Annotated in this window: 16 protein-coding genes; 9 read left to right on the top strand and 7 right to left on the bottom strand. The window is 47.6% G+C overall.

Translation table 11 applies throughout. The annotated features are described in order from the left end of the window. Positions 1-310: 310 nt before the first annotated feature. From C9J01_RS18005 to C9J01_RS17990, 3 genes are all read left to right on the top strand, one after another. Positions 311-1,276, top strand: coding sequence for a TDT family transporter (locus C9J01_RS18005; RefSeq protein ID WP_107299526.1), 966 nt, complete (start codon positions 311-313; stop codon positions 1,274-1,276). A 144-nt stretch (positions 1,277-1,420) separates the two neighbouring features. Next, positions 1,421-1,807, top strand: coding sequence for a DUF2799 domain-containing protein (locus tag C9J01_RS18000; protein WP_107299525.1), 387 nt, complete (start codon positions 1,421-1,423; stop codon positions 1,805-1,807). A 587-nt stretch (positions 1,808-2,394) separates the two neighbouring features. After that, positions 2,395-2,574 carry a hypothetical protein gene (locus C9J01_RS17990; protein ID WP_107299523.1) on the top strand — a complete coding sequence of 60 codons (180 nt, stop codon included), beginning with the start codon at positions 2,395-2,397 and terminating at the stop codon, positions 2,572-2,574. A 626-nt stretch (positions 2,575-3,200) separates the two neighbouring features. Here C9J01_RS17990 and C9J01_RS17985 read toward each other — a convergent pair. Beyond that, positions 3,201-4,370, bottom strand: a complete 1,170-nt coding sequence (locus C9J01_RS17985) for a p-hydroxyphenylacetate 3-hydroxylase oxygenase component (protein ID WP_107299522.1) — start codon at positions 4,368-4,370, stop codon at positions 3,201-3,203. Between the two features lie 182 nt (positions 4,371-4,552). Here C9J01_RS17985 and hpaA point away from each other — a divergent pair, with 182 nt between their 5' ends. After that, entirely contained in the window at positions 4,553-5,428 is an 876-nt protein-coding gene (gene hpaA, locus C9J01_RS17980; protein ID WP_107299521.1) for a 4-hydroxyphenylacetate catabolism regulatory protein HpaA, read from the top strand. A gap of 74 nt (positions 5,429-5,502) precedes the next feature. Here the strand turns inward: hpaA and C9J01_RS17975 are convergent, their stop codons facing one another. Next, the gene (locus C9J01_RS17975; RefSeq protein ID WP_237157005.1) at positions 5,503-6,450 is read right to left on the bottom strand and encodes a phosphatidylinositol-specific phospholipase C/glycerophosphodiester phosphodiesterase family protein; all 948 of its coding nucleotides are present in this window, start codon (positions 6,448-6,450) and stop codon (positions 5,503-5,505) included. A gap of 407 nt (positions 6,451-6,857) precedes the next feature. Then, the gene (locus tag C9J01_RS17970) at positions 6,858-8,870 is read right to left on the bottom strand and encodes a heparinase II/III domain-containing protein (protein WP_107299520.1); all 2,013 of its coding nucleotides are present in this window, start codon (positions 8,868-8,870) and stop codon (positions 6,858-6,860) included. A gap of 356 nt (positions 8,871-9,226) precedes the next feature. On the opposite strand from C9J01_RS17970, the gene C9J01_RS17965 reads away from it, so the two are divergent. From C9J01_RS17965 to kduD (C9J01_RS17955), 3 genes are all read left to right on the top strand, one after another. Continuing rightward, positions 9,227-11,002: a sodium:solute symporter family transporter gene (locus C9J01_RS17965; protein WP_107299519.1), complete on the top strand. Its 1,776-nt coding sequence runs from the start codon at positions 9,227-9,229 to the stop codon at positions 11,000-11,002. 103 nt (positions 11,003-11,105) lie between these two features. Next, positions 11,106-12,512, top strand: a complete 1,407-nt coding sequence (uxaC, locus tag C9J01_RS17960) for a glucuronate isomerase (protein WP_107299518.1) — start codon at positions 11,106-11,108, stop codon at positions 12,510-12,512. Positions 12,513-12,718: 206 nt separating this feature from the next. Then, on the top strand, positions 12,719-13,480 hold the full coding sequence (kduD, locus tag C9J01_RS17955) for a 2-dehydro-3-deoxy-D-gluconate 5-dehydrogenase KduD (protein ID WP_107299517.1): 762 nt from the start codon (positions 12,719-12,721) through the stop codon (positions 13,478-13,480). A gap of 94 nt (positions 13,481-13,574) precedes the next feature. Here the strand turns inward: kduD (C9J01_RS17955) and C9J01_RS17950 are convergent, their stop codons facing one another. Beyond that, the gene (locus C9J01_RS17950; protein ID WP_107299516.1) at positions 13,575-13,901 is read right to left on the bottom strand and encodes a cupin domain-containing protein; all 327 of its coding nucleotides are present in this window, start codon (positions 13,899-13,901) and stop codon (positions 13,575-13,577) included. Positions 13,902-14,352: 451 nt separating this feature from the next. On the opposite strand from C9J01_RS17950, the gene C9J01_RS17945 reads away from it, so the two are divergent. Next, positions 14,353-14,991 (top strand): RpiB/LacA/LacB family sugar-phosphate isomerase, encoded by a 639-nt coding sequence (locus C9J01_RS17945; protein WP_107299515.1) that lies wholly within the window; start codon positions 14,353-14,355, stop codon positions 14,989-14,991. A gap of 100 nt (positions 14,992-15,091) precedes the next feature. On the opposite strand, the gene C9J01_RS17940 is transcribed toward C9J01_RS17945, so the two are convergent. From C9J01_RS17940 to kduD (C9J01_RS17930), 3 genes are all read right to left on the bottom strand, one after another. Further along, positions 15,092-15,802, bottom strand: a complete 711-nt coding sequence (locus C9J01_RS17940) for an HAD family hydrolase (RefSeq protein WP_107299514.1) — start codon at positions 15,800-15,802, stop codon at positions 15,092-15,094. A 117-nt stretch (positions 15,803-15,919) separates the two neighbouring features. Next, positions 15,920-16,402 carry a YgjV family protein gene (locus C9J01_RS17935; protein ID WP_107299542.1) on the bottom strand — a complete coding sequence of 161 codons (483 nt, stop codon included), beginning with the start codon at positions 16,400-16,402 and terminating at the stop codon, positions 15,920-15,922. A gap of 129 nt (positions 16,403-16,531) precedes the next feature. Next, complete coding sequence (kduD, locus tag C9J01_RS17930) at positions 16,532-17,293, bottom strand: 2-dehydro-3-deoxy-D-gluconate 5-dehydrogenase KduD (protein ID WP_107299513.1); 762 nt, start codon at positions 17,291-17,293, stop codon at positions 16,532-16,534. A gap of 273 nt (positions 17,294-17,566) precedes the next feature. Here kduD (C9J01_RS17930) and kdgR point away from each other — a divergent pair, with 273 nt between their 5' ends. Continuing rightward, a complete protein-coding gene (kdgR, locus tag C9J01_RS17925) occupies positions 17,567-18,349 on the top strand; it encodes a DNA-binding transcriptional regulator KdgR (protein WP_107299512.1) in 783 nt (260 codons plus the stop codon). The last annotated feature ends 4 nt before the right edge of the window (positions 18,350-18,353 follow it).

The raw sequence follows: 18,353 nt of genomic DNA, 5'->3' as shown, positions 1-18,353 counted from the left end.
TGTAGTACTAAGCAATACCGACGCTTAGTGTGGTTGATTCACATCAACCGGCTCCCTGTACCCTTGAGCCAAATGAATGAAAACAGCTCATTCCTCCGTAAGCTAAATATGAATCAGCTCATTTACAGGTCACATCATAAATATGGTACTAAAATCCACTTTTAGCAAACCCGATTTACCAAATCTTCTACCAAAATGTGACCCACTCCAAACCTTGTTTTGATCCATCCCACGCTCCCTCACTGGCAAACTGGTGTAGAATGCCCGTTCTCCCGTCTGTTTAATGCTCAAATAAGGTTTTTTTAGCGCAATGCCAGCATTTAGTAATGCTTTGATACATATTCCTACAGCCCAAGCTGCATTAGCTTTGGCCTCAATGGGGACAGGCCTCGCCTGGTCACTCTACTTCCCTGAGCACGCCAACTGGTACCGAGGTATTGGTGCGCTGATCGGTGCAGTATTACTGATCCCCGTAGTGCTGAAATACCTGTTCAACCCCAAACGATTTATCCAAGATCTTCGCCACCCACTCTATGGCAGCCTGATGGCACCGATGTCGATGACAATGCTGGTGTTATCTGATTACCTGTCATCAATCCATGTCGAAGTCGCCCGCTTGCTTTGGTACCCAGCCTTAGCCCTGCATATGTTCATGATGGGATTCTTCTTTTTCTGCCAAATCAGAAAATTCCGCCTAACCAACATGTACCCTAGCTGGTTCCTGTACCCAGTTGGAGCAATCAGCGGTACCTTGGCTGGCCCGCAACTCGGCCATCATGATTTCGCTTTAGCTATGACAGATGCCTGCATCGCGATTTACTTCCTGATGTTGCCGGTTGTACTTTACCGTTTGTGCTTTGCCGGGCGCCTCCCTAGGCCAGCAAGGCCGACACTGGCAATTATGGCTGCGCCTGTGAACCTATCGCTGACTGCCTACCTGCTCAATGTTAGCGAGCCGGACCCGGTATTGACCGGCGCTTTGGCTGGTGTGGGGATCACCATGACCATTTTGGTCTATCTCTGCTATTTCTATTTGCTCAAGCAACGCTTCCAACCATCATTGGCGGCAGTCACCTTCCCGTCGGTGATTAGCGCCGTTGCCCTTGAGCGCCTGACCGATTGGTTTGCTATCTACTATCCCCATTGGTCATGGCTAGAACGTCTGGGGATTTTCGAAATGATTGTCGCCACCGGTCTAGTCCTCTGGGTCGGCTGGAACTACCTCGGTTATTACTGGCCCCGCACAGCGCCCTCAAGGCTGCTGTCTAGCAATTAGCAAAAAACCTTACTAAAAAAACGGGCTTTTATGCCCGTTTTTTCATGTAGATATATAATTAGAGTGTAAGACCAGTCCAATAGTCTGGTCGTCCACTATTTGCACTAACGGAGATAAATTCACATTTGCTTGCGGAGGTAGACGATGAAACATCTAGTTTTACTTGTAGCTGTCCTCAGCTTAGCGGCCTGCACCGGTCAGTCCTATGACACAGAACTGGCTCAGGAAAACCAATGGAAGATGCTTGGTGTCAAAGACGGTGAAAACGGCCGTCTGGTTCGCACCGAGAATGAGCTTCAAAAACTGAGTGATGTGCCAGAGGGCGCACTCAACGAATACCGCCTCGGTTATCAACAAGGTATTGAAGACTACTGCCTACCATACAAAACCTACAAACATGGTAAGCAAGGCCAACAATATACGGGTCAGTGCCTCAATACCGAACATGAATCACTTGCTATCCAAGGGTGGGAGGCCGGTTACAAAGAGTATGTCTCTGAACAAGATCAACTCTGGTTAAACAACGAATAGCCCCCATCAAAAAAGCGGCACATATCTATGCGCCGCTTTTCTATTTCCAGCCAGTAAGCCATTTCTATGGGTCTATGGCTGGAATCAAAATCCACTTTTCTCTAGTTACTTACATAGCTTTTCAGCAACAGAGCCCACAGGCGGCTAATTGCCTGTTTTTTCCTGCTTAGTTTTTTGCTCTTCCGCTTTTAGGCGAGCCAGAAGGAGTTGGGAGAGAGCTAACATCTCAATCATTTTGCTACCTCAATGTGTTATTAAGTATCAGAAAACGAGAGAGATCTTACAAATTAATGTGACACACTTCAAAGTAATTTGCTCATTCCATGTAAATAAACAACAAAAAATGGCGATTTGCGCAAGGTCGGTGATTTCCTTCCACTCTAGTATCATTTGCTCTGTTGCCGGTAATATTTCCAACTCTGCGATGAAAAATGGATTTCCCTTATTTTTCATCAATTCCACATCATCGTACTTAATAGATGCAGATCAAGAATTGAAGTGATAGTGCAACTAACTGAATATATCCGTCAACTTCCATTCAGGTAAGACCTCTATGCTGGGATCAGTATCTGTTTAAGGAGAGAACGATGAAACTAGCTGATATCAAGAGCCTCCGGCAGCTTAGCAGCCACTATCAGAAAAATACCCAAGGCAGCATTCACCGTCGTAGACGAAGCCGGGTAAGAGAAGAAAACCCAATTGAAGATTTGGCAGAAACTACCATTTGGGCTGGGCGCAACCGAAGGTACAACACGGCGAATACTTAAACCTGTTTAAGCATTCCAAAAAGAAAAACGGCCCTGAGCTTTCGCCCAAGGCCGTTCCCGTTCCTAATATCCTGGGTTCCAAGCAGGATATCCACTGGGTCTCCCCAGCAGGTCTTAATCATGCAAATGAAGTTCAGACCTTTAAACCACCCTCCCCCGTTCTAAGGAGTGCGGCACTTTGTTCGCAAATTGATGCTCTCAAATCTTGAAAGCAATTTATCATATAATTTTATTAATGCAAAAATTATTTGAGTGATTACTGGTTTTTTTGATTCCATGCGTAAGTGTTTTCACTTCCTGTTGATAGAAATAAAAGCCATCTCATAACAAGCAGTTTCATAATTATTGCCTTCTAGCTAGCCTCACAATCAGCCAACCATAATAAAATCAATTTAAAAACAGAACTTTAAGCACAAATCAGTTGATGACCCATCACGGCTAGCCATTTTGGTGACACGGTAGCTGAATGTAAACCAAGAGAAAGCAGCCTCAAACACTCAACAAAAGTTGAAAATAAAAATACCAAAATGAAAAAAGCCCCCGAGATCGGGGGCAAGAACACAACAAAGCTTTAACCAAAGCGTCTTGAAACAAAATAGAAGAACATCACTTGAGCAAAAGATTCATCAAACCATGCTTGGGTCTGGGTCTAGGCCCATCAACTGGCGGCCTAGGATCTGGGCGCACACATCATAATCGGTGTAGGCATGGGCGGCTGTCATATGCGAGTCTCGGAAAAGGCGCTGACCCTCATTGTCATTGAACCAGGACATCCCCCCCATCGCTTCAAACAAGCGGTCAACGGATGCGATACACATTTTCACCGCATAAGCCTGGTTGGTGCGCCAATAAGCCAAAGTATCGGCGGATGGGTATTCTTTGCGCTCACCGTGCTCTTTGTGATCTTGCCAAGTCTTCTCAAGGAAGGCTCGTGCTGCGGCAACTTGGTGGGTTGATTCGGCAAGGCGCATCAAGGCGGGTGTAGCCGCTCCTACTTTTGCCCCGGTATAAGCACGAACTCGGTTTTTGGTCTTTTCCTTATAGACCTCCAGCATACGCTCGGCAATCCCTAGGCTGATAGCGGCAAAACCACAGGCGAAATAAGGTCGGTATGGGGTGTAGAAGATATCGCTGTCAGGATAGAGATCGAAGCCAGCAGAGCGGCCTTCCATCATGCCTTTTGCCGTTTCTATCCGGTGTTCGGGAATAAATACATCTTTCAATACCAAGGTCTTGGTGCCACTGGAGCGCATGCCTGCTGCATACCAGTCATCAATAATGGTGTATTCATGGCGCGGCACCACGCCGAAACAGTAAAGCTTATTACCGCTAACATCGGTGCGGTTGAAGCCAAGAATGGCCCAGTCAGCATGGTCACTACCGCTACTCCAGCGCATATTGCCATTGAAGATCACCCCGCCTTCTGTCTCTTCCGTTTGTCCAAACGGGGCAATACTACTACTCGCCGTAGCATCTGGATTGTCGCCCCAGAACTCTTCCTGTGCCTGCTTGGAGAACATTGCCATCTGATGGCTGTGAGTCGCAAGCAAACTGGCTCCCCATGCGGTTCCGCCACAGGCTCCCGCTAGGGCTGCAACACAATCAGTAAACTCCGGCAATGAAATTTCCGAGCCCCCATAAGCTTTCGGTTGGAAAGCGCGGAAAAAGCCGACTTCACGCAATAGGCGGATATTCTCCTCCGGCGGGGTACGGTCTATTTCAGCTTGCGCCGCGTTGGCAGCAATAGTCGGTAGGATAGCTTGCATTTTTTCTAACAGGGGATTTGGTTGCTTCATGTCCAGTTCCTTTTGATTGTGAGCCTTGCCGTTTCTGCTTTGCGGCTTCTTTGCATTCATTATGGGAAATGACCACGGAGTGTTAAATGGATGTTACAAGTATTCAATTGTACTTTTCGCCGATTTAGATAACATGTTAACTATCACTACTATAATAAAATCAAAAAACGGAAGGTCATGCCATGGAAGCACTTACAATCCCCAACCTGAACATTGGCAAGGTATACGACTCGCGCTACAGCGATAACGAGTTTCACCTTGAGCGGCTAAACAGTCTCGCACTCTTTTTCGGCCGCAATATGCCAACCCATTACCACGACCGTTATTACCAAATCCATTGTATTCTCGAGGGCAACACCCATGTCCTGCTCGACCAGTCCCATTACTCCATGCACGGGAAAACGTTATTTTTCACCCCGCCAACTGTGCCCCACTCTTTTGTCACCGACGATCACGCCAGCGGCTTTGTCATCACCGCCAGCCAGCAGTTGGTCTGGCGGTTATTGGATATCGAGATTGGCCGCAATGATATTGCCTCCACGGCGATGCAGCCTTTTTGTATCCCTTTGCCGGAATCCTCACCGCTTGAAACGTTATTTGAAATGTTGGAGAAAGAATCGGCTGGGCAACAGTTTATGGCAGAATCTGCCAGCCTTAGTTGGCTGCAATTGATCCTGATAGAGATAATGCGCTACGCCAACAACCAACAAGTGACGACCAGCTACCGCAGCACAGATGTCAACGTGTTCAACCAATTCAACGTATTGATAGAAGAGAACTACCGCTCCCATTGGGCACTGCCGCAATATGCCGAGCATATCGGACTCACTACCTCTAGGCTCAATGATATCTGCCGTAGGGTCAGCGGCCTGTCTTCAAAACGGTTAATCACAGACAGGATCATGCAGGAGGCTCGCAGGATGTTGTTGCTCACCGCGATGTCAATTTCTGAAGTCGGTTATGAGCTTGGTTTTACCGATCCAGCCTATTTCGCCCGCTTCTTTCGCAAAAATGCTGGGATCACAGCTTCTGCATTCCGAGAAAAAGGCAGGGACTAAAAAAGCACACAGGGATACCTGTGTGCTGTATTCAATCGGTTAACCCAATAGAGGTGAGAGCCGATTAGTGAAGATTATGGATACATCGGTTCCCAGAATGGGTCATCCAACCAATTTACTGAGGGCTCTGATGGATGCGGGTCGTTTTCCAGCAACCAGTCGTGTAGATCTTGCTGGTGATCGGTATTAATGAAGTCGACATCGGCTTTTACCAGTTCGCTCCAAATATGGTTGTTGATGTAGTCATTGCCTTCAGGTGTCGCCCAGAAACGGATCTTCTGGTTATTGGCATGGGCTTCGGTAACAATTCTTTCCAGCTCATCCAAGGCTTCTTGCGGCCATTCGCCTTTACCAAAGAAATTGCCAAACTGAGGCTGGTTAAAGTGGCTGAAGTTATTGCTGATAAGAGGCATTAGCGTTGGATCAGTTATTTCACCTAGGTCCCCCAAGCGACCATCAACAAAAGAATAACGAATTGGCGCGGCATCCATTTGCTCAATTGGGCGATGGCCTGAAATAATCGCCGTTACAGGCCCTTGCTTCACCACGCCATTTTCATACGTAGTAAATATATCCGGGTACTGGCTTAGCACTTCTTCCACAGCTAACCAGGTTTCGTAACCGCTGTCTTCGCTATCAATTTGGGTTTTGATATCAATCAGCAACACGGCAGAGTGAGACCAGTTGTCATAAAAGCGGTATTCGTTATCCCTGACATACTGCACCAAAGGCTGGATATACATATCATCAAATGACCACTCAAACACCGTTTCCCACTCATCGTGGGCCACCAGCACTTCATCATAGCCTTCCCGGTAAAAGACATCGGCTTCAAAGCTACCAAAGCCCAGTTTTACCGCCCCGAAAAACGGCTCATCACGGTAGTAATCATTATGTGAATGAGAGCGTACGGTAGGCGTCACTTCCAGCCCTTTGCCACCTTCATCAGAGCTATCTGAATTACACGCAGCTAGCGATATCACCGCAGCCATCACGCCAACCAGCTTAAGAATTTTTTTCACAATTGCTTCCCTAAAATATGTAATAAAAATATGAACACGCGTTCACAAATCAGACGCTATATTTCAGTTGAAGCATTTCAGTTTAATGACTTTAAGATGATGATAATTTTCTAAAAATATAAAATTCAGCCTTCTGGGGACAACACTGTGGGAGAGAATTTGTAACCATTGATAAGTCCCGAATGAAAAACCGCAATATACTTGGAGCAATGTCGAATTATTGATGAAAACCTACATTGCAACAAAGTTAAAGCCGAGATATTTATACCGGTTCATCAGAGCTTCATAAAGCGATACCGGCACTGCTGCACCAAGGGTTAATTCAGTTAGATTTTATATTTGTCCAGACAGGACAATAAAAAAACCAGCACATAAGTGCTGGCCTTGGTTGATTGCTCTTGAATAAATTAAGAGGCGCAATGCAATGATTGGAAATCCATTCCCGCTTGAGAAAATGCCACTTTGATTGAGTGCAATTTGCCATCTCGGCTCAGGCTGATATAGGCGCTATCCCCCACCCATTTCACATCAACACTATCAAGTGGCCGCTGAGTATCCAAATCATGGGCCACTATCGATTTGAATGTCTTCTCCTGGCTTCGCAGCAACATATATGACAGGTTACTGGTCGCAGGGTTATCCGGAGCCTGACCGGTGAGCAGCACTCCCTCGGCGGATATAAAGCACTGGTAAGCAGCCTCCCCCTCGATATCAAACCGCTGTGCGGTCACACCTGACACTGTTTCTATCTTGCAGTCCGTAATCCGTGCCAACGGCCCCTCTAGAGGATTATCACATTGGACAGCCAGCGGGCTTACCTGATGCTCGCCGCGCACATGCCAGGTTAAATCCAACTGCTTGGCATGGGGGTTATGCACTTGGTTTATTTCAATAGCCGCATCACCAAGCCATATCACGCTGCGGCGGAATCGCACATCGCGGTAGGCTTCCTCATCCCACTGCACCAAGGTATGGCTATCCAAACCGGGATGGGCTTTCGACCAATCAACCACGGTATCAAGGCAGGTAACACCTTCCGTTTGTTTGAAGCTCAGCACCTCGGGGATCGCCGGTGGCTGGTTTTGTTGGTTCACCGCTAGGGTATTATGCGTCGCCGTGTTCTTGTAATAGCCGTAATGCAACTCGGCACCATATCCTGTTGTCCCTAGATCAGGCAGGATTTCCTTGCCGCCTCGGCAGATAATGATCCCCAAACGGTCATAATGGTCATGCTCACCACCGTAAGGCGAATGCTTGACCAGCAGCATGTTTTGTCGGGCTTCATCTTTACAAATCGTCAACCCGACCCCAGACGCATGGATTGGCTGGGTTGTGAGTGGCTCGGCTTCTGGCAAGTCATCAACACCATACAGCAGGGCGTCAATATTATCTCGGCTCTTGTTGTGGTAAATGCTGCGCAATGCCGAAGCAAACAACGGATGCCTGAACTCACTATAGGCATATTCGAATAAGTGGGAATGGGTAAGTACTTCCTGACCTGCAATACAGTCATTCAAGCGAGGGAAGCGTCCATCAATTTGTACCAGCTTGAGAGGGAATGCCAACATCTGGAAAAAGCTAGGATGCTCTTTAAGTGAATACTCACTACCGCGAGCCATCATTTCATAGCCCATCAGAGCCTGAAGCGCATAGTAGTGGTAATGGATGGAGCCTTCAAACCACAAGCCTTCACCAATAATGCCATGCTCCAGTTGGTAGCGAAGGCCATAGGGGCTATTTACCGCAAAATCGATAAAGCGTTGCTCGTCCAACAGCAAGCCAATCACCCCAATGGTCGAGCTGATTTTCATTTCATGGTTATGCAACTGGTCACTACGGTGCTGCATCATAAACTCAGCACCTTCGCGTAACAGGTTCTGCTCGATATGGGCACGCTGTTCTGCCGTCAAGCCTTCCCGGACGAAATCATAACCGCGGGCGAAATCCATATGGCAGTTTGCTTCACATAGCGTCTGGGCATTGGCTTTACCCGGACCATTGTAGGGAATACCGCCATGCTCTTCATAGTCAGGGTAATGGTCGGCATAGCCCATCAAGATTTCACGGACTTTATCGAAGTATTTCTGCTCGCCGGTTAAGTGCCACAGCAAGCCAAGTTCATTGCAAGCTTTGGAGTTCAGCCCATTGAGCCAACGCCACCATGCCCCATCATAAGGTTCTCCAGTGAACACCTTGCCGTCTACCGGGCAGCGGTGTTCCTCCGGACTATTTCTCTGCCAATCAAGGCGAACCCCATGTTCAGGGCAGAAATAATACAGATTCCATGTTGCTCGAGAATCCGGCGGAACAAGGGTGTCCGACGATAAAACTGTATGATTATTTGAAATCAGGTTGTCGATAATTGCCGCGCAATCTTTGCTCTTGATCCTTGCCATTTCATCGTTTGAAAACTGCAGCATGAAATCACTCACTTTTTATGAACCGTTGTTTCAATTATACATATCACATGAAAATTGGTAGTGAAAAAAGGCCAAAAAACAAGGCAGATCACAGTTCAGGCAATATCTTATCTTTATCAACAACTTAAAAAACCGCTCTTATTATTTATAAGTACCTGTTATACAAACAGTAACTGGTAGTTATTCGAAAAACGAATAAACAACAAAAACAAAATTGCGTTTCATTTTTTTACGAAGATGATTTCGATCACGGATTTGTCTAATCATAATACATAGACTTCTCTCATAAACTTTGAACGATAAATCGCAACAGACCAATCATCATATGCAATGGTTGGCAAACCTAAGAGAGCACTATGAATATAGAGATTATGGTAATAGGCGGGTACTTCATGCTGATGGTTTTCATCAGCCTCGCCTTCAAAAAAATGGCCAGTAACTCTTCTAGCGACTACTTCCGGGGGGGAGGCCGAATGCTGTGGTGGATGGTAGGTTCCACTGCTTTCATGACCCAGTTCAGTGCCTGGACCTTCACCGGTGCTGCGGGTAAAGGCTTTAACGATGGTATGCTGGCTGCTGCCGTCTTCATCGGTAACGTACTGGCCTACGGTGTCTCTTACCTTTGGTTTGCTAAGCGCTTCCGCCAGACCCGAGTCGATACCCCGACCCAGGCAATCCGTAACCGTTTTGGTAGTACCAACGAACAATTTTTCACCTGGGCGATCATTCCCCTTAGCATCTTGAATGCCGGTGTTTGGCTAAACGGTTTGTCAGTCTTTGTAGGCGCTGCATTTGGTTTTGATATGACCACGACCATCTGGCTGACAGGCCTTGCGGTATTGGCAATCTCACTTCTTTCCGGTGCTTGGGGTGTGGTGGCTTCTGACTTCGTTCAGACCATGGTTGTTGCGGTTATCTCTGTTGCCTGTGCCATCGTTGCCCTTGTTGCTGTTGGCGGCCCAGGTGAGATTGTCACCAACTTCCCATCTGGTTTCGTAATGGGCCCAGATATGAACTACCCGCTGATTATCGTTGGTACTTTCCTGTTCTTCTTTGTCAAACAGGTTCAGAATATCAACAACATGCAGGACTCTTACCGTTTCCTCAACGCCAAAGACTCCAACAATGCGAGCAAAGCGGCATTGATGGCAATGTGCCTGATGGCGGTTGGTAGCTTGATTTGGTTCATCCCGCCATGGGCATCAGCTATCCTTTACCCTGAAGCGGCTACCCAATACGCGGCGCTAGGCGGCAAAGCCTCTGATGCGGTATACCTAGTGTTTGCAGAAAACACCATGCCTGCCGGTACTGTCGGCCTGCTTGTTGCCGGTATCTTTGCAGCGACCATGTCTTCAATGGACTCAGCACTGAACCGTAACTCGGGTATCTTTGTACGCAGCTTCTGGACACCGGTTGTCTGTAAGAACAAGCCTGGTAGCGAGAAATCACAACTACGCGTTGGCCAGATCACCTGTATCGTTAACGGCATTATCGTCATCCTTGTTGCCCAACTGTTCGCAAACCTAAAAGAGCTGAGCCTGTTCGAATTGATGATGACAGTATCGACTCTGGCTTCATCACCAATCCTAGTGCCACTGTTCATGGGTATGTTCATTAAGAAGACACCACGTTGGGCAGCTTGGGGCACCGTAGTATTCGGTATGTTCGTCTCTTGGTTGTGTGTGAATGTGTTCACTCCGGCAGCTCTTGGTGACCTGCTAGGCATCGAGTTCACTGGCCGTGAAGCATCTGAAATGCGTAACATGATTGCTATCGCCGCCCACCTATTCCTAACTGCGGGCTTCTTCTGGGCGACGACATTGTTCTACAAGGAAGACTCTTTGAATGAGCAGGAAAAAGCAGAAGTGGCGAAGTTCTTCGAGAACGTTGAAACAGAGTGTATCGCAGACAGCGAACAAGACGAGTTCGACAAAATGCAGCGTGAAAAGCTGGGTACCATCACCATCATGATGGGTACGGGCCTGCTGGCGATGACACTGCTGCCTAATCCACTGTGGGGACGCTTCCTGTTCCTATGCTGCGCTGGATTGATTTTGCTGGCTGGTTACTTACTCAAAAAGAGTGCCCAAAGCAAAACCCAACCCGCTGAAAACCTAGTAACGCAGAGTTAATACACCAACCTGCTATCCAATGCCGCTTCATCGCTTGAAGCGGCATTTTAGTTTGCCCCAACCAGCCAAGCTGACAACGATATCGTCACGAGAAGAGTATGTTATGAAGAAGCCTTTCCTTGATCAGCACTTTCTGCTGCATACCCCTACAGCCCAGCACCTCTACCATAGCTACGCCAAAGCACTTCCTATCATTGATTACCACAACCACTTGAGCGCCCAAGATATCTATCATGATATCCATTACCGCTCGATTGCCGACGCCTGGCTCTCCCATGATCACTATGTCTGGCGGGCAATGCGCAGCAACGGAATTGATGAGCATTACATTACGGGTGATGCCAGTGATTATGAGAAATTCCAGAAGTGGTGCGAAACCGTCCCTTACCTTGTCGGTAACCCTTTTTATCACTGGGCCCATATGGAACTGCAGCGCTATTTCGGCGTGACCGATCTTATTTGCCCTGAAAACTGCGACAAGATTTGGCAACAATGTAACGAGCTGATCGGTGGGGATAACTTTTCTGCAAGGCAGCTATTAGCAAGGATGAATGTCGAGTCGCTGTGCACCACCGATGATCCGCTGAGCGACCTTCGCTACCATCGCCATCTGGCAGAAGCCGACTTCAAAGTCAAAGTGCTGCCGACCTTCCGGGCCGATGATGTGTTCAACATCGACAATAGCAAGAAGTTCGTAACCTGGGTTGCCAAGCTCGCGTCAACAACAGATTCGAGTATCCACAATATCGATGAGCTTTTCAAAGCCCTGACACAGCGGTTCGAATATTTCCACCAGCATGGTTGCCGCTTATCAGACCTTGGCCTGAAGACCATCCCCTATGCAGACGGCACAGTGGAAGACGCCAACCGGGCCTTTACCAAAGCACTTGCAGGCGAGTCGCTATCAGACCAAGAGATCCATCAATTCAAAACCCAGCTATTTCAGTTCCTCGGCCAAAAAAACCATGACTTTGGCTGGGTCATGCAGATCCATATCGGGGTATTGCAAGACACCAACAAACGCCGCTTCGAGCAGCTCGGTGGGGCAACGGGTTTTAGCGCTATCGACGATACCTGCATTGCACAAAACCTTGGCAAACTCCTAAGCTCGCTTGATTACCAACACTCGATGCCGAAGACCATCTTGTACTGCCTTAACCCGAAAGATAACTATGTACTCGGAGCAATGATCGGTGCTTTTCAGGACAGCGACTGCGGGCCGGGCAAAATCCAACTGGGGGCAGCCTGGTGGTTCAACGATCAGAAAGACGGCATTGTTAACCAGTTAAAGACTTTGGGGAACTTAGGTGCCTTAGGACGTTTCGTCGGCATGCTGACCGACTCGAGAAGCTTCCTCTCCTACCCCCGCCATGAGTACTTCCGCCGTATTTTATGTAACTTGGTCGGCGAGTGGGTTGAGCGAGGCGAACTGCCTGATGATGACGCTCTGCTCAAGCGCCTCATCACCGACATTTGCTATCGCAACGCCAGAGACTATTTCAAGCTCTAACTTCGCATAGCATCTACCCAACGGCTTTCTACAGAAAGCCGTTTTTATTTATGGCTATTAAGCCAGTTGCCTTTAGCGGCAAATAAAAACAAATCATAAAAGTAAAACACAGTTTCATTTATTTAAGTTTCAGCTCAAGGATGGTAAACTTGAAGCCTGAATGTACCGACAGCCCTTTGGCATAACCATCATTACGAGGAATAGGCATGATACTCAACGCATTTAATCTTGAAGGCAAAGTCGCCATTGTTACTGGTTGTAATCGTGGGTTGGGCCAAGGTATTACTCTAGGGCTTGCCGAAGCCGGTTGTAATATTGTCGGTGTGAGCTCTTCCGGTAGTGAGGAGACCAAAGCCAAAGTCGAAGCATTAGGCCGTCAGTTTATCGATATTCGTGCCAATTTGATCAAGACCGATGATATCCCGAACATCATCGCTGCCACACTGGAGCAATTCGGTAAAATCGACATTCTGGTCAACAATGCCGGGATCATCCGCCGCGAAGATGCCATCAACTTCAGTGAGCAAGACTGGGATGATGTGATGGATATCAACCTCAAAACCACGTTTTTCCTCAGCCAGGCGGTCGCCAAACAGTTCATTGCCCAAGGTAATGGTGGCAAAATCATCAACGTCGCTTCCATGCTCTCTTTCCAGGGCGGGATCCGTGTTCCTTCTTATACAGCCTCAAAAAGTGGTGTCATGGGTGTGACTCGCCTGATGGCCAACGAATGGGCCAAGCACAACATCAATGTCAATGCGATCGCACCGGGCTACATGGCGACAGACAATACGGCCCAACTACGCGATGACGAAAAACGCAATCAGGAAATCCTCGAACGTATCCCTGCTGACCGTTGGGGCAACCCAGAAGATCTGGCTGGCCCAGCCGTTTTCCTAGCCTCTGATGCGGCCAACTATGTCAATGGCTTTACCATGGCCGTTGATGGTGGCTGGTTGGCAAGGTAAACCATCCCCTAATAGACCGAATGAATACAAAAAGGCCGGGGCAGTTCAATGCCCCGGCCTTTCGATATTTCATTTATTAATATCGTTTCTGCGCTTAGGCTGCAACGAAGTCCTGGCGCATTGGTGTGAAGGTATCAATCAGTACGCCTGCTTTCAGACAACGGCAACCGTGTAGGATCTCTGGCTCTTTGTACATAGTGTCACCCGCTTTGACGATTTTGGTGTCGTTGCCAATGGTGAATTCAAACTCACCCGATAACACGTAGGTTAGCTGCTCATGCGGGTGGGTGTGCAAGGCACCAATCGCACCTTCCTCAAAGTGCACTTCGACCGACATCATGTTATCGCTGTGGGCCAGGATCTTACGGCTCACACCTTCACCCAGATCTTCCATCACAATATCGTTATTGAATACAAACATTTGCGTACCTTCTCTCTGGTTGTGCATTTTTCATTGATAGGTTTACCCCAAACCCTCAGGGCAACTTGGTACACTTTACATCAAAAACTCACCAATTAAAAATAAATGAAACCATGTTTTACTTTGCAGTAATTCCAAAGCATTACCTTGAAGATCCATTGAAAAACCAGAGTCCACTACGCTCTCCTAAGTACCACCAGATCTAACCACCCACAAACAAACATATTAAAAACAGCAATTTACATCCAACCATGGTGATTCAACAAGTTACAAATCTATAAAGAAATGACGCAAAGACTTGTCTTGAATGAGCACCATCACCCTCAATAAATGTGACGTAACTCGCTCAAAGTCACAGTTTAAATAATTTAATTTTTATTTTTTTGAAAAGCCTTTTCATTTTTAAATCTCTATCTTATACTCAAACCATCAACGACAGAGAGATATAGTTATGAAAATCGCACTAATGATGGAAAACAGCCAAGCACCTAAGAATGCTATGGTTGCAGCTGAGCTTAACAACGTTGCAGGTGGCCTAGGCCACGACGTTTTCAACGTTGGTATGACAGATGAGAACGATCACCACCTTACCTACATCCACCTAGGTATCATGGCGAATATTCTTCTTAACTCTAAGGCTGTAGATTTCGTCGTAACGGGCTGTGGTACAGGCCAGGGCGCATTGATGGCAAGTAACCTTCACCCAGGTGTTGTGTGTGGTTACTGCCTAGAGCCTTCGGATGCATTCCTTTTCAACCAAATCAATAACGGCAATGCTATCTCTCTAGCCTTCGCAAAAGGTTTTGGCTGGGCAGGCGAGCTGAACATCCGCTACATCTTCGAAAAAGCCTTTACTGGCAAGCGCGGCGAGGGTTACCCAATCGAGCGTGCAGCACCTCAGCAGGCAAACGCAGCAATCCTTAACGATGTGAAAGCGGCTGTGTCTAAAGATGTGGTTGAAGGCCTACGTGCGATTGACCAAGAATTGGTGAAAACTGCGGTTGGCAGCAAGCAGTTCCAAGAGTGCTTCTTCGCAAACTGCCAGGACGAAGCCATCAAAGACTACGTTCTGTCTGTACTAGAAAAGTAATTTGCCAATAGACCAATTTGATTTTGGTTTATTGACTGAAATTAAGAAGGCCCAGAGCATGCTCTGGGCCTTTTCCTATGGGGTTTATCCAATAATCTCTTTAGAGGTAAGGCTCACAGATTGCCGTTAACTCAAATGGCGAGCGGATAACAAAATCAGGTTGAGTCTGCCATGTATCCGGCAACGCGCCACTGTATGCCGCCGCAACAGAGATAACAGTTGAATGCTGGCCGAGTTCCAATTGCAGGTTCCGGGCAAATTTCACATCCGCCTCATGGTCGCCGACATACATGATCACCTTGCCGTCAGGCTTACCAAATAACCGCTCCAGGCACTTTACACCGCCCTCAGGAGAAGGCTTCTGCCCGCCCGTCGAAACATCGTCATAGCCGATCACTGCCTTGAAATAAGTATCGACCTTCGCTTGAGAAAGTACCCCTTTGATATTCATTGCTGCGTTTTGCGAGCAAATACCATGGGGAATGTCAGAGAGACGTTTGACTGTATCCTTCATCCCCTCAAAAAGGGTGACAGGCGTCGTATTGGTGAGCTGATGCTCTGCCCACATAGTGCCAGCCTGCAGCATTTCCGCCTCGGTCATACCGTAGTATTTCACGTAGAGTTCCTGCCAGTTTTTGGCAGCATGGTTTACCTGGTGGTAGGCTGCTTCACTTTGCAGGCATTGGGGCAGGTTGTCGCCTGATAAATGGGGGGCAACAATGGAGAGGATACGCTTGGTTATGTCGATATTCTTGGGGACGGAATTAACAATCGTGCCATCGTAATCCCATAAAATCGCATCTAGCTTCATGGCTCCCTCATGCTAGTCACTTGAAAGAGCCTACAATATATCCGATTAATTCAATGCATTCTTTCCTATGACGTCCCTGTCAGGAAACAATGCGTTGACTGATTAATATAGCTTTTCCTACGCTGTCGCGAGTTGCTGCTGGCGGTGAAGCCTTAGCATGGTTACCACATTGACACTAAGCAGGGTCGCTTCAAGCAAGGTACCGCCAATCGAGCCCACCACAATATTGTTGCTGAGCCAGCACAAAGCACCGACAAAGAACGCCAAGCGCAACTTGATCCCTTCAAGGCAGAATAAAGCATAGGTACCAATACATGCTCCAGCAATCGGTAGTAAATCTAACCAGCCATCCGCCAGATAAAAGCCAACCGCCAAGTTACAGCCAATAAAGAAATAGGCGAGCAGCCTAGATTGGAACTTTACCGACAAAGCAGTGCGGAAAGCTGAAAGCAACGCGCTGAAGCCTGCAGTAACCGCACCAAGCAAGAAGAAATGCACCATATGGTTGATATTGAATACCACCATCACCAGCTTTAGCTTCTTATCATCCTTTTGATAAAACGCCGCAATACCCAAGGCAAAGCTGACAAAGCCCAGCATCTGGGCCAAAGATAATTCACCGAACACTGTCTTTTCCACTGGTAGTTAGCTGCCAAAACGAGCAGCTCTCAAATACGAAAAAGCGGCCGCCCCCCCATACAGATGCAGCCGCTTGATGTCTTGTTGCGATTAACGTGCTAGCCAGCCGCCATCAACAGCCACGGTATAACCGTTAACATAAGAAGCCGCATCAGAAGCCAGGAACACACAAGGACCTGCCAGATCTGCAGGCTCGCCCCAACGATCCGCTGGGATACGCTCAAGGATTTCGGCATTACGCTTCTCATCAGCACGTAGTTGCGCGGTGTTGTTGGTCGCCATGTAACCCGGAGCGATCGCGTTAACATTGATGTTGTGCTTGGCCCACTCGTTGGCCATCAGGCGGGTCACGCCCATTACGCCGCTTTTCGATGCCGTGTATGACGGTACGCGGATACCGCCTTGGTAAGACAGCATCGACGCAATATTGATGATTTTGCCGCCATGGCCCTGAGAAATGAACTGCTTGGCGACGGCCTGAGACATGAAGAACAGCGACTTGATGTTGATGTTCATTACATCGTCCCAATCCTGCTCACTGAAATCAATCGCGTCGTTACGACGGATGATACCGGCGTTGTTAACCAAGATGTCGATCTTGCCAAACTGGGTTACCGCCTGATCAACAATGCCTGCAATGTCATCGGTTTTCATCAGGTTGGCACGGATATCCAGGAACTCGCGGCCAGTGGCTTTGATTTTCTCAATCGTTTCTGTTGGCTCAACAATGTTGACACCCACAATGTCACAACCTGCTTGTGCCAGGCCCAGCGCCATACCTTGTCCAAGACCGGTATCACAGCCGGTTACGATGGCAACTTTACCTTCTAGGTTGAATGTATTCAGAATCATGTCATTTCCTCGATATGTGTTCCCGGCTCCAACGCCCTGAACAAGATGTTTGTGTTCCGTTGATGTGGTTGCACTATAACAACACTGAAAAACCGCATCAAGTTTTTTGAAAAGCTGTTTTATTTTTGATTCCTCAGCTTTGATCGCAGTCACACAAACAAGGGGAATTCGCGTTGATTCATATTTTTTGAAAAAGGTTTTCATAAAAATAGATACACAAAAAGTTAGAACGTATAATGCGGAGAACAACGAATATAAAGAAAGGAAAGATAGATGGAATCCGCAAAGCAACCTGAAGCCGTCTCCTCGGTGATGAAGGTATTCGGTATCCTTCAGGCCCTGGGCGAGCAAAAAGAGATCGGCGTAACCGAATTGTCTCAGCGCCTAATGATGTCTAAAAGTACGGTTTACCGCTTCCTGCAAACCATGAAGATGCTGGGCTATGTTTCCCAAGAAGGTGAGACTGATAAGTATGCGCTGACTTTGAAACTGTTCGAGCTAGGAGCGACATCATTGGAGCATGTTGACCTGGTTGACCTATGTGACAAAGAGATGCAGCTTATCTCGCAGCAGACCAACGAAGCCCTTCACCTAGGTGCGCTGGATGAAAATGCCATCATCTACATCCACAAGATTGATTCAGGCTACAACCTGCGTATGCAGTCGCGCATTGGTCGCCGCAACCCACTCTACAGCACCGCAATCGGCAAGGTCCTTTTGGCTTACCGCAGTGAAGAGTTCACCCGCAACGCGCTGGAAGGAGTCGATTTTGTTAAGCATACTGACAAAACGCTGGAGAATATCGATCAACTACTTAGCGAGTTGAAGGCCGTTAAAGAGCAGGCGTTTGCTGAAGATAACGAAGAGCAAGAGCCAGGCCTTCGCTGTATGGCGGCCCCTGTTTTTGACCGCTTTGGTAATGTGATTGCCGGTCTGTCGATCTCGCTACCAACCATCCGTTTTGATGAAAAGCGTAAGTCCTACTACGTAGAACTGCTGCAAAATGCTAGCCGTAAGGTGTCAGAACAACTAGGTTTTCATAACTATCCGCAATAAATAG

Origin of the sequence: Photobacterium rosenbergii (assembly GCF_003026455.1) — a bacterium.
Taxonomy (GTDB): Bacteria; Pseudomonadota; Gammaproteobacteria; order Enterobacterales; family Vibrionaceae; genus Photobacterium; species Photobacterium rosenbergii.
Note: the sequence above shows the minus strand (reverse complement) of the source record. Positions and strands in the feature narration are given on the sequence as shown.

Excerpts from the sequence above, each read along its gene's own strand:
- C9J01_RS18005 (WP_107299526.1), top strand. The coding sequence starts at position 311 with ATGCCAGCATTTAGTAATGCTTTGATACATATTCCTACAGCCCAAGCT.
- C9J01_RS18000 (WP_107299525.1), top strand. The coding sequence starts at position 1,421 with ATGAAACATCTAGTTTTACTTGTAGCTGTCCTCAGCTTAGCGGCCTGC.
- C9J01_RS17990 (WP_107299523.1), top strand. The coding sequence starts at position 2,395 with ATGAAACTAGCTGATATCAAGAGCCTCCGGCAGCTTAGCAGCCACTAT.
- C9J01_RS17985 (WP_107299522.1), bottom strand. The coding sequence starts at position 4,370 with ATGAAGCAACCAAATCCCCTGTTAGAAAAAATGCAAGCTATCCTACCG.
- hpaA (WP_107299521.1), top strand. The coding sequence starts at position 4,553 with ATGGAAGCACTTACAATCCCCAACCTGAACATTGGCAAGGTATACGAC.
- C9J01_RS17970 (WP_107299520.1), bottom strand. The coding sequence starts at position 8,870 with ATGCTGCAGTTTTCAAACGATGAAATGGCAAGGATCAAGAGCAAAGAT.
- C9J01_RS17965 (WP_107299519.1), top strand. The coding sequence starts at position 9,227 with ATGAATATAGAGATTATGGTAATAGGCGGGTACTTCATGCTGATGGTT.
- uxaC (WP_107299518.1), top strand. The coding sequence starts at position 11,106 with ATGAAGAAGCCTTTCCTTGATCAGCACTTTCTGCTGCATACCCCTACA.
- kduD (WP_107299517.1), top strand. The coding sequence starts at position 12,719 with ATGATACTCAACGCATTTAATCTTGAAGGCAAAGTCGCCATTGTTACT.
- C9J01_RS17950 (WP_107299516.1), bottom strand. The coding sequence starts at position 13,901 with ATGTTTGTATTCAATAACGATATTGTGATGGAAGATCTGGGTGAAGGT.
- C9J01_RS17945 (WP_107299515.1), top strand. The coding sequence starts at position 14,353 with ATGAAAATCGCACTAATGATGGAAAACAGCCAAGCACCTAAGAATGCT.
- C9J01_RS17940 (WP_107299514.1), bottom strand. The coding sequence starts at position 15,802 with ATGAAGCTAGATGCGATTTTATGGGATTACGATGGCACGATTGTTAAT.
- C9J01_RS17935 (WP_107299542.1), bottom strand. The coding sequence starts at position 16,402 with ATGCTGGGCTTTGTCAGCTTTGCCTTGGGTATTGCGGCGTTTTATCAA.
- kduD (WP_107299513.1), bottom strand. The coding sequence starts at position 17,293 with ATGATTCTGAATACATTCAACCTAGAAGGTAAAGTTGCCATCGTAACC.
- kdgR (WP_107299512.1), top strand. The coding sequence starts at position 17,567 with ATGGAATCCGCAAAGCAACCTGAAGCCGTCTCCTCGGTGATGAAGGTA.